The 12,728-nt window shown below is 59.2% G+C and carries 10 protein-coding genes; 1 reads left to right on the top strand and 9 read right to left on the bottom strand.

The genetic code is table 11. From position 1 onward, the window contains the following. Position 1 precedes the first annotated feature (1 nt). From tuf to BW974_RS01435, 4 genes are all read right to left on the bottom strand, one after another. A complete protein-coding gene (gene tuf / locus BW974_RS01450; RefSeq protein ID WP_076427340.1) occupies positions 2 to 1,267 on the bottom strand; it encodes a translation elongation factor EF-1 subunit alpha in 1,266 nt (421 codons plus the stop codon). Between the two features lie 153 nt (positions 1,268 to 1,420). After that, positions 1,421 to 2,371, bottom strand: a complete 951-nt coding sequence (locus tag BW974_RS01445; protein WP_076427338.1) for a homoserine dehydrogenase — start codon at positions 2,369 to 2,371, stop codon at positions 1,421 to 1,423. After that, positions 2,368 to 2,904, bottom strand: coding sequence for an amino acid-binding protein (locus BW974_RS01440; protein ID WP_076427336.1), 537 nt, complete (start codon positions 2,902 to 2,904; stop codon positions 2,368 to 2,370). The genes BW974_RS01445 and BW974_RS01440 overlap by 4 nt, the downstream gene beginning before the upstream one ends. A gap of 452 nt (positions 2,905 to 3,356) precedes the next feature. Then, on the bottom strand, positions 3,357 to 5,543 hold the full coding sequence (locus tag BW974_RS01435) for an elongation factor EF-2 (RefSeq protein ID WP_076427334.1): 2,187 nt from the start codon (positions 5,541 to 5,543) through the stop codon (positions 3,357 to 3,359). A 141-nt stretch (positions 5,544 to 5,684) separates the two neighbouring features. Between BW974_RS01435 and BW974_RS01430 the strand changes: the two genes are divergently transcribed. Next, positions 5,685 to 6,440, top strand: coding sequence for a DUF5781 family protein (locus tag BW974_RS01430; protein ID WP_076427332.1), 756 nt, complete (start codon positions 5,685 to 5,687; stop codon positions 6,438 to 6,440). Positions 6,441 to 6,900: 460 nt separating this feature from the next. Here BW974_RS01430 and BW974_RS01425 read toward each other — a convergent pair whose 3' ends face one another. The 5 genes from BW974_RS01425 to BW974_RS01405 form a co-directional block, all read right to left on the bottom strand. After that, positions 6,901 to 7,518, bottom strand: a complete 618-nt coding sequence (locus BW974_RS01425) for a 30S ribosomal protein S7 (protein ID WP_076427331.1) — start codon at positions 7,516 to 7,518, stop codon at positions 6,901 to 6,903. Positions 7,519 to 7,521: 3 nt separating this feature from the next. Beyond that, positions 7,522 to 7,950: a 30S ribosomal protein S12 gene (locus BW974_RS01420; protein ID WP_049971655.1), complete on the bottom strand. Its 429-nt coding sequence runs from the start codon at positions 7,948 to 7,950 to the stop codon at positions 7,522 to 7,524. 217 nt (positions 7,951 to 8,167) lie between these two features. Next, positions 8,168 to 8,620, bottom strand: coding sequence for a NusA-like transcription termination signal-binding factor (locus tag BW974_RS01415; RefSeq protein WP_076427329.1), 453 nt, complete (start codon positions 8,618 to 8,620; stop codon positions 8,168 to 8,170). Further along, entirely contained in the window at positions 8,620 to 9,804 is a 1,185-nt protein-coding gene (gene rpoA2, locus BW974_RS01410; RefSeq protein ID WP_076427327.1) for a DNA-directed RNA polymerase subunit A'', read from the bottom strand. The genes BW974_RS01415 and rpoA2 overlap by 1 nt, the downstream gene beginning before the upstream one ends. After that, positions 9,797 to 12,727 (bottom strand): DNA-directed RNA polymerase subunit A', encoded by a 2,931-nt coding sequence (locus BW974_RS01405; protein WP_076427326.1) that lies wholly within the window; start codon positions 12,725 to 12,727, stop codon positions 9,797 to 9,799. The genes rpoA2 and BW974_RS01405 overlap by 8 nt, the downstream gene beginning before the upstream one ends. Position 12,728 lies beyond the last annotated feature (1 nt).

The raw sequence follows: 12,728 nt of genomic DNA, 5'->3' as shown, positions 1-12,728 counted from the left end.
TTTATTTCTCGTTGACTTCGAGGACTTTACCGGCCGCGATGGTCTGACCCATGTCACGGACAGCGAAGGAACCGAGTTCCGGAATCTCGCCGGACGGCTCGATGCTGAGTGGCTTCTGTGGTCGAACCGTTACGACAGCGGCGTCGCCGGACTTGATGAAGTCTGGGTTCTCCTCGGCGACTTCGCCCGTCTTGGGGTCGAGCTTGTGGTTGATTTCCTCGACGGTACAGGCGACCTGTGCCGTGTGGGCGTGGAAGACCGGCGTGTAGCCAGCCGTGATGACGGACGGGTGCTGCATCACAACGAGCTGGGCCTTGAACGTCTCTGCGACCTTTGGCGGGTTGTCGGCTGGGCCACACACGTCACCGCGACGGATGTCGTCCTTGCCGATACCGCGCACGTTGAAACCGACGTTGTCGCCGGGTTCAGCTTTTGGCACCTCTTCGTGGTGCATCTCGACGGTCTTGACTTCGCCGCCGACGTCGCTTGGCTGGAACGAAACGTTGTCGCCCGTGTTCAGGACACCAGTCTCGATACGTCCGACTGGGACTGTACCGATACCGGAAATCGTGTACACGTCCTGAATTGGCAGACGGAGGTCGGCATTCGTTGGCGGTTCCGGTGCTTCGAGGTTGTTGAGGGCCTCGAGCAGGATTTCGCCGTCGTACCACGACGTGTTGTCGCTTTCCTCTGCGATGTTGTCGCCCTCGAACGCCGAAATCGGGATGAACTCGGCGTCGTCGGTGTTGAATCGAACCTGCTTGAGCAGGTCTTTGACTTCGGAGACGACATCGTTGTAGGAGTCTTCCGAGTAGTCGACGACGTCCATCTTGTTGATGGCGATGATGAGCTCGTCGATACCCAGCGTACGGGCGAGGAAGACGTGCTCTTGGGTCTGCGGCGCGACACCGTCGTCTGCCGCGACGACGAGAACCGCGTTGTCTGCCTGCGAGGCACCCGTGATCATGTTCTTCACGAAGTCACGGTGACCCGGACAGTCGACGATGGTGAAGTAGTAGTCGTCGGTGTCGAACTCTTGGTGGGCGATGTCGATGGTGACACCACGTTCTCGCTCTTCTGCGAGGTTGTCCATCACGTAGGCGAACTCGAATCCACCTTTGCCTTTCTCTTCGGCTTCTTCTTTGTGCTGTTCGATGACGTGCTCGGGTACGCTCCCCGTCTCGTAGAGGAGTCGCCCGACCAGCGTGCTCTTACCGTGGTCAACGTGGCCGATAATGGCCAAGTTCTGGTGTGGTTTGTCGCTCATTGGTATCTCACGCGAAGACGCGCTCTGTCGGATTTATTTGGCAGAAGCGGTTAAAACCATTTCGATACGTCTTGCAGGGCATCATCCCGCCGTCTGGCGGTTAGTGAGAACAATTGGCATGGGTGAACTATGAAACAAATCGGACTATTTCGCTCATTCCTCCCGCGCTAACGTCGTCACGTCGGACAGCACAGCCGACGCAGTTTCCGGGCCACCTGCACCCCGTCCACTGATGTTGAGTCGGCCTGCATGCTTCGTCTCGAATTGAACGATGTTGCGCGTGCCGGAAACCGCAAGCGTTCCGTTCTCCGGCACGAGCCGCGGCCCGACCCGAACGCCATCGCGTGCGACTTCACCGACCAATCGAATCGTCCAGCCGTCTTCGCTCGCCAGTTCGAGCGCGCTTCCGGGTAGGTCACGGATACCCGCAATCTCCGCATCGCCGATGGTGTACTGCCCGTCGAAGAGCACGTTCGCGAGAATGACGCATTTCAGTGCGGCGTCGGTTCCATCCACGTCGAACGAGGGGTCTGCCTCCGCGACACCGAGGTCTTGAGCCTCCGCGAGAACGTGTTCGTAACTCAGTCCCTCCGCAGCCATGCGCGAGAGGATGAAGTTGGCCGTTCCGTTCAGCACGCCGCGAACCGCCGTGACGTTGTCCGGGCCGACATCCGCGATAGTCGAGAGGACGGGAATCGCGCCGCCAACGGTTGCTTCGAACAGCACGCGGCCGTCGCTTTCGGCTTCGACTGCTCGGAGGTCGTCGTATCGTTCGGCGACCGGCCCTTTGTTCGCTAGCACGACGTGGTGGTCGGATTCGAGCGCCGCGCGCGCGTGGTTGAACCCTGGTTGCGCGTCGCCGAGCGTCGTCGGCGTGGCTTCGACCAGCACGTCGTATTCCCCCTCGAAAACGGTATTCGGGGCGACTGTTCCAACCGTTTCATCGTCGTTTTTCCGGGCCAAGACTGCTTCTACGTCGATTCCACCGGAATCAACGGCAGCACTGGTCGAATCGGCCAACGCGGTCACAGTGTGGCCGTACTCTTGTGCCAGTTCCGCGACCGAGCGACCGACCGCACCCGCACCGAGCACTGCGAGTTTCATGCCGTCGCCTCCCGTTCCGTCAGCGGAGCGATGACGCGCAGTTCCTTTTCGTCCGCAATCTGTGTCACCGTGTCGAGAACGTCGGCCGTATCCGCGGAATCGGTGGCAAGTCGGAGTCGCGCGCTGGACACGTCGCTGGTTCCTTCGGGCGCGGAAAGGGAGATGTCAACGACCGACGTGTTCGATTCGGTCGTAATCCGCGAAAGGGTGTCCGAAATATCGGTGTCGATGATGTGCCCCGTGAAGACGACGGTTATTTCTTCGTCGTATCGCTCCGCTCCGGCGCGAATGACGTTTACGCTCGCTTCGCGTAGTGCGGAAACGATAGCGTCGAATCGGTCGGGCGGACATTCCAAATCGACTTCGACCGGAATGTGGCCCCGCGGCGTGAGCGAGCCGCGTTCGTGAAAGACGCTTAGTAAGTTACCGCCGTATTCGGCTATCGGTTCGAGCGCGTGAAGCAGTTCGCCCGGTTCGTCGGCGAGTTCCAACCGAACCGTGTACGCTTGCACGTGCCCATCGTGGTCGGCCATGATAGCAGGATTGGGGCGTGGTCGGCAATAAACCTTCAGGCGGTCACAAAATTCTCCAATACGGAGACGGCAACGGGATGAAACGAATGCAAAACTGTGCGCAACCCGAATTAACCAATCCCTATGAGACTCGTTAACGAGCGCGTAGTAATACCCTTGGAACAAAAAGAGGGGAGTGGTGATAGACGATGCGATTCACAGATGCAGTCGGTGCAAGCAATGACAGTATAGCGAAAGACCACGTCTGTGCGTTCTGTCAGACGGCGTTCGACAGCCGCGACCGAATGTGCCCCGTGTGCGATGCCGAAATCGTACACAGAGGGGAACGATAATATCGCTATCGTCGGTAGTGCCACCGGTTCACTTTTCGAGGAGGATTAAGGGGTTGAGAAGTTCGCGGAGCAACAGCTCTCGGTACAGTCGGTCGAAAAAATGCACAAAACAGGAGTCGTTTAGAAGTAATCGACTGCCTGTGGCAGTTCGAGCTTCATGCCTTTGCGCTCTCGGATCTCCATGATGGTTTCGGGTTGGAGGTTGTCCGCCATGACGCGGAACCCGGCGTTCTCCGTGTTCCACGACGCACGACCTTCCGTCGCACTGCGGATGTCCGAGGAGAACCCAATCATTTCGTCGACGGGCGCGATACCCTCGACGACCATGAGGTCGCCCTCTTGGTACATGTCGTCCACGCGGCCACGGCGACCCTGAATCTCGCCGGACGCGGCACCCATGTGTTCGTTCGGCACGTCGATGCGCACGTTCTGAATCGGTTCGAGGAGTTTGACGTGCCCGTGGATGAGCGCGTTGTGGACAGCCTGTCGAACCGCAGGGATGACCTGTGCCGGACCACGGTGGATGGTGTCCTCGTGGAGGCGCGCGTCGTGGAGTTTGATGAGCGTTCCCTCGACGGGTTCGCCAGCGAGTGGGCCGTCGTCAAGCGCCTCTGTGAGGCCCTCGATGACGAGTTCCATCGTCTCGTTCAGGTGCTGGATACCCTTCGTGTCGTCGATGAGGATGTTCGTCCCGTGGATGTGTTCCACGTTCTGGCTGGTGTCCTTGTCCATGCCGGCTTCCTGCAGGACTTCACGGCGTTCCTGCTCGGGCATGTCCATCGAGATATCGCCGAGTTTCAGCTTCCCAACGATTTCGTCCGACAACGGTTCGACCGTGATGTAGAACCGGTTGTGGCGGTTCGGGGAGATACCTTCTACTTCGGTGGTTGCTCCCTGAACCTTCTCGCGGAAGACGACGATAGGCTCACCAGTCGTCACCGGAATACCTTGATTGCGCTCGATACGCTGGGTGATGACTTCGAGGTGGAGTTCACCCTGTCCGCTGATGAGGTGTTCCCCCGTGTCTTCGTTGATGTCGATTTGGATGGTCGGGTCTTCTTTGGAGACCTGTCGAAGCGTCTCGATGAGTTTCGGCAGGTCGTCCATGTTCTTTGCCTCGACGGACTTCGTGATAACGGGCTCACTGATGTGTTCGATGGACTCGAACGGCGTCATCTCCACGCTTGACACCGTCGAACCGGCGATAGCGTCTTTCAGACCGGTGACGGCTGCGATGTTCCCGGCAGGGACGCGCTCCACTTCCTCGCGTTCGCCACCCATGTAGATACCGACGCTCTGGACGCGGTTCGTTCCGACGGTTCCCGAGATGTAGAGGTCTTGGCCTTTCTCCAGCGTTCCGGAGAAGACACGACCGGCGGAGATTTCGCCAGCGTGCGGGTCGATACCGATGTCGGTGACCATCAGGACGACTTCGCCGTCTGGGTCAACGAGTCGCATCTGTTCGGCGAGTTCGGATTCGTCGTCACCACGCCAGACACGCGGGATACGGCGGGGTTGGGCCTCGATTGGGTCTGGGAAGTGTTCACAGACCATGTCGAGGATGACGTCCGACAGCGGCGTCTTCTCGTGAAGCTCTTGGCGGTTGTCGTTGCGTTCGAGTTCCATGATGTCCCCGAAGTCCATGCCCGTCGCTTGCATCGACGGCATGGAGACACCCCACTTGTAGAGTGCCGAACCGAACCCGACAGTTCCCTCTTCGACGGAGACGGTCCAATCGTCCACGTCGTCCATGTCTTTGGTCATGCCGCGAATCAGCTCGTTCACGTCGTCGATGACGTTGAGCAGGCGGCGTTGCATCTCCTCGGGACCCTCTTGGAGTTCCGAGATGAGTCGGTCTACCTTATTGATGAACAGGGTCGGCTTAACGCCCTCGCGGAGTGCCTGTCGGACGACGGTTTCCGTCTGTGGCATTGCGCCTTCGACGGCGTCCACGACGACGAGCGCACCGTCAACGGCACGCATCGCACGAGTCACGTCGCCACCGAAGTCGACGTGGCCCGGCGTGTCGATGAGGTTGATGAGGTGCTCTTTGTCCTCGTACTCGTGAGTCATCGAGACGTTAGCCGCGTCGATAGTAATACCGCGTTCCTGTTCGTCCTCCTCCGTGTCCATCATCAACTGGGTGGCTTCGCCTTGGTCGGCGATCATACCCGCACCGGCGAGAAGGTTGTCCGTCAGTGTTGTTTTACCGTGGTCGACGTGGGCGGCAATCGCAATGTTCCGGATCTGCTCCGGTTTGTCCATGAGCCGCTCGCACTGTTCGACGATTTTCTTTCGTCTACCCATATATGGCTATTCCTACCTGTACGAGGTTGAAAAGCGTAGTGTTTTCGCGTCCGGAAATCTCCCGGAAATGGCCCATTACCCTGTCAAATAGTCTCATACGGCACAAGAGTAATACCCACCCAGGGCGTGTCAACAACACGCATGGATATACGAGTACACGGTTCTACGCCCCCAACCCCGTTTCTCAGCGCCTCCGACCTGTTCGAAACCGAACACGACCTCGATAGGCCAGTCCACGTTCGCGTTCGTGACGACCCAGACGAGCGAACGTGGACGTCTCATCCCGGCGACCACCACATCCTCAACATCTCACGGCAGGCCGCGACGAGTGCGATGGCTCGCGAACTCGCGCTCCACGAATATTCACACATGGCCCGCAACGAGCAGTCCCATCCATCGCACACACAATCGACCGCGGAAGCCCTGTTCCTCGCGTTCGCGGGAAAGTCGGTCGAGCGCCGGAAACTCACCCACTGCTACCAGATTGCGAACCACATGAAAGACATCTACGCCGACGACATCACCCTCCGGGTTGGCCCGAGCGACAAACTCGTCGCGTTCCTCGAATCCGAACTCGCCACGGCAGTTGCAGACCGTCCAACCCACCCACGCGGGAGGCGAATGACCGCGACCACCGACCCCGAGATGACCGCCGTGAACGCCGCCTTCGCCCTCGCACTGGTCGAGCGCCACGGCCTCGTGGGGCGCGACCATCGCCTCTACGACCTCGCCCGCACTGCCTCAGGTGACGCCCCGACCGTGGACGTGCAGGGGTTCAAATATCGGTTCCTCTCGCTCGTAGACGACCCCGACGAGAGCGAATATCGGAAGGCGCTCGTGGACGCCGCCGAAGAGTACGTTCTTGATGGGAACGAAGACGGGCAAGCCGCGGACTGAACTCCAATTTTCAACGTGAATCGGCTATCGACACGACCACTGTGGCGCGCGCTTGCACTGACCCGAGGACACGGCGTCCGAGGGTCTGTGCCGACAACGTGCGAGGTCTTCGTGAGCGACGGAGGAGCGAGCGAATGGCTCGTCGGAGCTTGCCTCTGATGGTGAATGACTATCTGATGGTGGATGACTGAAACGAGCGACAGCGAGTGAAGGAATCGGTTGGGGAGGAACGTGGCCGTCGCGGTGCGGTAGCGGAGGCGGTTAGTTTGGAGTCGTGAATTGCTAGCCATATACCTCTACAATCGTAACAATCACAACTGCCAGCGATACCTCTGCGGTTGTTTGCGCGACCGATTGTCGATTGTACACCGCTAACAAAACGACCTCGTATCAAAAACGCCGTCGCTGAAAGAGCAAAAATAAAACGTGAAAATCGAGTCCAGAGGGAAGGAAACCGAATTTAGCGTGCCGCAGCAGCGACGCGCTCTTTCTCTTCTTTCTGGTTAATCGCGTATGCCTGCACGTCGTAATCCGCGGCACCGATGAGTTGCTGTGCCAGTGCCTCCTCGGCGTCCGTCGCGGTCTTGAACGAGGCACCGTAGGCGCCTTCTGCGATGAATTTGAGCGACTGGTCGACACGGCGCTGGGGCGCAACGTCGACTGCTTTCGGGACGGAGATGCCACCGTATTTGAGGCGGACGGTTTCCTCACGCGGGGCGGCGTTCTCGACTGCGCGGACGAGCACCTGCACCGGGTTCTCCTCGGTGCGCTCGTGTACGATGTCGAACGCGTTGCGGACGATTTTCATCGTTTGCTGTTTCTTGCCCGTGTTCTCTTCGGTCTGCATGAGACGGTTGATGAGACGCTCGACGATGCTGACTTCGCTCTTCTGGAACTGCTTGCCAGCGTGGCGACCCATCGTGTGTGCGACGGGCGTCACCGAGATGTAGCGTTCCGTGCTCGGGTCGCTGAACTCGATGTTCGTCACGTCCCACGTGCCGAACAGTTCCGCGGTGGCACCTTCGCCTTCCGTTCCAACGTGTGCGTCGGGTTCTGGTTGTTCTTCGTCTGCACTCATGATTTATCGCACCGGTTTTTCCGCATTGCCGCGAACCAGTTCTTCCATGCTCACGCCGTTGACTTTCTCCACTTTGTAGTTGACGCCGGAAAGGTCACCCATTGCACGACCTTTCGCACCGCCGATACCCGCGATGGTAACCTCGTCGTGTTCGTCGATGAACGAGATTGCACCGTCGCCGGGGCAGAACGCCGTCACCTGCTTACCGTTCTTGATAAGCTGGACACGGACACATTTTCGAATTGCGGAGTTGGGCTGTTTCGCTTCGATGCCCACTTTCTCCAGCACGATACCTCGGCCTTGCGGCGCACCTTCGAGAGGGTCGGATTTCTCACCGAGACCACGCTCTCGTCGGGCGTAATCGGAGTCAGACCACCGGTGATTCTGGCGGTCTTTCTTCAGCTTCCGAGCCGCGTACTTACCGTTCGCCATTATGCTGTGGACTATTCGATGGAGCTACTTAAACAGTGTCTTTTGGGTTCGGCGTTACGCCCGCAGGTCGCTCGAAAGGGTACGATAGAGCGATTTGAGCGCGTTTCAGTGAGTCTAAGCACAGCCAACGGATTCGTTGGACGATGTCGAGTGTACCGCTCCAGTTACAACGAATCGAAAAACGAGAATCCACAGAAAACAGCAAAAACGATTCGATTCAGGTCAACTGGATGTCGTCCACGTCGAAGTGGCGTTCCGACAGCAATTTCGCCGCCTCGATGTTGCGACCGCCAGCACCGATGGCGACCCCGGTGTCGGCCTGCGCAACTTCTGCGTAGGCCACCGTGTCGTCGTTCTCGCTGATGGTAACGTGGAGAACTTCCGCCGGAGCGAGCGCGTTTGCGACGAAGGTGTCCGCGCTGTCCGCGTCTTCCACCAGTTCCACGTTCGCGTCGAGGCGGTCTTCGACCGCCTGAACGCTCTCGCCGCCGGGGCCGATGGCTTGCGCCATCTCGCCCGGCTTGACGACGAAGATGATGCGATTTACATCCTCGCCATCCGTAGTTTCGTTCTCCTCTGTCAACACGACACAGTCACGGGCCGTCGCGCCCGTTTCGTCCTCGAAGAGGGCGATGTACTGGCGTGCCGTGTCGGAAAGGGTGACCGTCATCAGTCCGAAGGCTCTGCGCCGCGACTGACCGAGCCCATCCGGAGGTCAACGTCACCCGTGCCGAGTTTGATTGGCTTGCCAACGATGACGTTCTCAATGACGCCGTTCAGGTCGTCGATTTCGCCGTGGATGGCGGCATCGAGCAGGTGGTTCACCGTCACCTCGAACGCCGCCCGCGCGAGGACGGATTCCTTGCTGCCGGAGATACCGTGGCGACCGATAGATTCGATGGTACCTCGGTTGGTCATGATGTCCGACACCAGCATCAGGTGTCGAACGTTCACATCGTCGAGACCCTGTTCTTCCAGCGTATCCATCGTCTCCTCGATGATGGCTTCGCGGGCCGCTTCGACGCCGAGATTGCGGTAAATCTCGTGGATGTTGTTCGACGTGGTGCGCGAGGCGTCCACGCCGTCGATTTCGATAACGTCACCGAACGCGGAGCCTTCGGTGTAGAGGACGAACTCCTCGCTGTCGTCGTCCATTTTCTCCTTCCGGATGACGACGCGGGTGATGTCCTCGATTCCCTTGAAGACGATTTCGCGGAGTTCTTCGACCAACTGGAGGAGTTTGCGGTAACTCGGTTGGTCGGGACCGAACTCGATGACCGTCCCCTGCTGGTTCGTCTCGACACCGAGGCTGTCTTCGATGATTCCCGCGACTTCGTCGGGCGTAATCATCCGCTCTTCGAGCGTGTCCTCGTTCAGGTTGATTGAGACGATCATGTCGGCGACGTTTGTCGAGATGTCACCGAGCGCGAGGATTTTCGTCGCCTCGATTTGCCAGACGACTTCGTGAGCGCGTTCGCGGTTGTCGGCGTGTTCGTCGTCCAGATGCACCGTCATCATCGGCGTGTCCGGCGTCTTCCGGGCGTCCACGAGTTCGATGAGTCGCGGAAGCCCTTGGGTCACGTCGATTTCTGCCACACCCGCATAGTGGAACGTGTTCATCGTCATCTGCGTTCCCGGTTCTCCGATGGATTGGGCGCTCACCGTTCCGACCGGGTCGAGCGGGTCAACTCGCGTGTTGAAGTAGCGTGTTTCGACCGCGCGTGCGATTTCGTCTACTTGTTCGACGGAAATCCCGTCGCGCGATTCGATGGTTTCGTACACTTCGTCTTTGAGGCGTCGCGGAAGCTCCGTGTCCTCTACGATTGCCTCCATGTCGTCCGTAACTTCAGTCATCTGATTCCACCTGCCGTGCGTCGGCGTGTTCGGAGAGGTTCGTCGGCGGTTGGCGCTCGCCGAGGAACTCCAGTTTGCGGTTCTCGCTGTCGAACTCCTCGTCTATGATTTTGTCCGCGATGTGTTCCACGTCGATTGGATTCTCCTCGTCGGAGGACACCCGAACCGGCGAGGTGCCGTCCTCACCGAACTCGAACTGAACGATGGTGTCGCTGGTGTCGCGCACCGTACCGTCGTACTGCGTTTCGAGTTCGGACAGCGCGTTAATCAGACGACGCTGGAGGTAGCCGGATTTGGAGGTACGAACTGCCGTGTCCACGAGTCCCTCTCGGCCACCCATCGCGTGGAAGAAGAACTCGAGCGGACTCAGGCCGCCAGTGTAGGAGTTCTCCACGAAGCCGTGGGCGTCCGCGGACAGGTCGTCCGCTTGGAAGTGGCTGAGCGTGCGGTCTTCGTACCCGCGGTTGATTCGCTCGCCCCGAACTGCCTGCTGGCCGACACAGCCAGCCATCTGGGTCAGGTTCAGAAGCGACCCACGCGCACCGGATTCGGCCATGATGACTGCTGGGTTGTCGTCCGCGAAGTGGTCTTCCGCGATGTCACCGGCAGAGTCACGGGCCTTGCCGAGCGTCTGCATGATTTTCATTTCGAGCGTCTCGTCCACCGTTCGACCCGGCAGGGATTCGAGCTCGCCGTTCTCGTAGGTCGTGATGAGGTCTTGGACGCGCTCGTAGGCGTTGTCGATTGCCTCGTCGATCTGCTCTTGGGCCGCCGTCGGAATCGTCTCGTCGTCGATTGCGATGGAGAAACCAAAGTGCATGATGGCACGCATCGCCAGCGTCGCAACTTCGTTGATGAAGTGGCGGGCACGGGTTTCGCCGTACACCTTACAGATGGTGTCAACAATTTCTCCGCCGAACGCGCCGACCGCGTCCTCGTCGATGGTTCCGCTAATGTGTTGACCATTTTCGATGACGACGGTGTCGCCAGCCGAACTCGTAAATTCGAGTTCCAGTCCATCGGGGAGGAGTTCCGAGAACAGCGTCCGGCCAGTCCAGTACGGCGTTCCGTCTTCTTCCTCACCGTCGGGCTCCGGCAGTTCGTCGATTCGAGTCGCACGAAGCAGGTCGAGCGCCTGCGTCTCGTTGAACTGCGGGTTCTCGTGCGTGAGCAGATACGTTCCGGAGATGTGGTCTTGAATCGCGCCGATGATGTTCTCACCGAAGCGCGGGGACAGGATTTGTTCCTGCACGCGCATGAGCACGCGCGCCTCCGCGCGTGCTTCCTCGTTTTGGAGGGCGTGCATGTTCATCTCGTCCCCGTCGAAGTCCGCGTTGTACGGCGGACAGACAACAGTGTTCAGTCGGAACGTCTTGTACGGCATCACGACCACTTCGTGGGCCATGATGGACATCCGGTGGAGGGATGGCTGTCGGTTGAAGATGACGATGTCACCGTCCACAAGGTGGCGGTTGACTTCCCATCCGGGTTCGACCTTCTCCGACAGTTCCTCACAGTTCTTTTCCGTAACTTTGAGTCGTCGTCCGTCGGGTCGTTTGACGTAGTTCGCACCTGGATGACCCTCCGGACCGTTTCGAACGTATCGTTGCGCTTCCTCGATGTTGCGCGGCGTGACGTTCATCGTCTGAGTCATCTCGCGGGCGACACGTTGCGGCACACCGACTTCGTTCAGCGAGAGCGTCGGGTCGGGCGAAATGACGGTACGCGCCGAGAAGTTCACACGCTTTCCGGACAGCGAGCCACGGAAGCGCCCTTCCTTACCCTTCAACCGCTGGGAGAGCGTCTTCAGCGGACGCCCGGAGCGGTGACGGGCGGGTGGCGTTCCCGAAATCTCGTTGTCCATGAACGTCGTGACGTGGTACTGGAGCAGTTCCCACAAGTCCTCGATAATCAGCTGTGGGGCACCAGCCTCACGGTTCTCCATGAATCGCTGGTTGATGCGGATGATGTCCACTAGTTTGTGGGTCAGGTCGTCCTCGGAGCGCTGGCCGTTGTCCAGTGTAATCGACGGACGGGCAGTCACCGGCGGCACGGGCAAGACGGTGAGAATCATCCACTCAGGACGCGAGCGGTCTGCGTCGATACCGAGCACTTCGATGTCCGAATCCGGAATGTCCTCGAACCAGTCGCGGATGTCCGAGGGCATCAACTTGTTCATGTCCTCGGTGGTGAGGTCGATGGAAAGTGCCTTCTCGATGGCTTTCCGGTCTTCCTCTCGTGGGCGGAACTCGCCCGAAATTATCTGGTTGATACGCGAGAGGTCGATGTCCGTCTGCTCCGCGAGTTCCGGCGGCGCGATTGGGTCGCGGTCTTCGTCCTCTTCGCCGTCCTCGTCACGACCTTGCATCGCGGACGCGATGCGCTCCGAATACTCGCTCGTGAGAACCTGTTGTACCTCGTAGTAGGTCGTCGGTTTCTCGTGGTTGATGTCGTACTGAACTTCCCCACAGTGCGGACAGCGGTCTTTCTTACGGGCTTCCCGAATCGCCGCCTTCGTCACGTCGGTGAGGTCGTTACCGAGTTCCCTCGTCCGACTCAGCATGCTGTGATACTTTTCCTGTTCGTCCTCGGTCAAGAGGAGTCGGGAACAGTCGCGACAGGTTCCGCGAAGTAATCTGCGGATGAGTTTCGTGAAGCCGACGTGGATGACCGGCGCGGCGAGTTCGATGTGGCCGAAGTGACCGTTACACGACCCGGAGTGTTGCCCGCAGGTCTTGCATTCCAGACCGGGGTCGATGACGCCCAGTCGTGGGTCCATGAGTCCCATGTCGATTGGGAACCCGTCGTCGTCGTACGTGTCGGCGGTAATAATTTTCGTCGCCGACATCTCGCGGTACTCCTCCGGGTCCATCAGGCCGAAGCTGATAGAGCCGATTTCCTTGGGAGTTTGATTCGTTGCCATG

Origin of the sequence: Haladaptatus litoreus (assembly GCF_900156425.1) — an archaeon.
In the GTDB taxonomy this organism is placed as follows: Archaea; Halobacteriota; Halobacteria; order Halobacteriales; family Haladaptataceae; genus Haladaptatus; species Haladaptatus litoreus.
Note: the sequence above shows the minus strand (reverse complement) of the source record. Positions and strands in the feature narration are given on the sequence as shown.

Coding starts and splice junctions, on each gene's coding strand:
- BW974_RS01430 (WP_076427332.1), top strand. CDS start 5,685: ATGGATATACGAGTACACGGTTCTACGCCCCCAACCCCGTTTCTCAGC.
- BW974_RS01445 (WP_076427338.1), bottom strand. CDS start 2,371: ATGAAACTCGCAGTGCTCGGTGCGGGTGCGGTCGGTCGCTCGGTCGCG.
- BW974_RS01405 (WP_076427326.1), bottom strand. CDS start 12,727: ATGGCAACGAATCAAACTCCCAAGGAAATCGGCTCTATCAGCTTCGGC.
- BW974_RS01415 (WP_076427329.1), bottom strand. CDS start 8,620: ATGACGGTCACCCTTTCCGACACGGCACGCCAGTACATCGCCCTCTTC.
- BW974_RS01420 (WP_049971655.1), bottom strand. CDS start 7,950: ATGGCGAACGGTAAGTACGCGGCTCGGAAGCTGAAGAAAGACCGCCAG.
- rpoA2 (WP_076427327.1), bottom strand. CDS start 9,804: ATGACTGAAGTTACGGACGACATGGAGGCAATCGTAGAGGACACGGAG.
- BW974_RS01425 (WP_076427331.1), bottom strand. CDS start 7,518: ATGAGTGCAGACGAAGAACAACCAGAACCCGACGCACACGTTGGAACG.
- tuf (WP_076427340.1), bottom strand. CDS start 1,267: ATGAGCGACAAACCACACCAGAACTTGGCCATTATCGGCCACGTTGAC.
- BW974_RS01435 (WP_076427334.1), bottom strand. CDS start 5,543: ATGGGTAGACGAAAGAAAATCGTCGAACAGTGCGAGCGGCTCATGGAC.
- BW974_RS01440 (WP_076427336.1), bottom strand. CDS start 2,904: ATGGCCGACCACGATGGGCACGTGCAAGCGTACACGGTTCGGTTGGAA.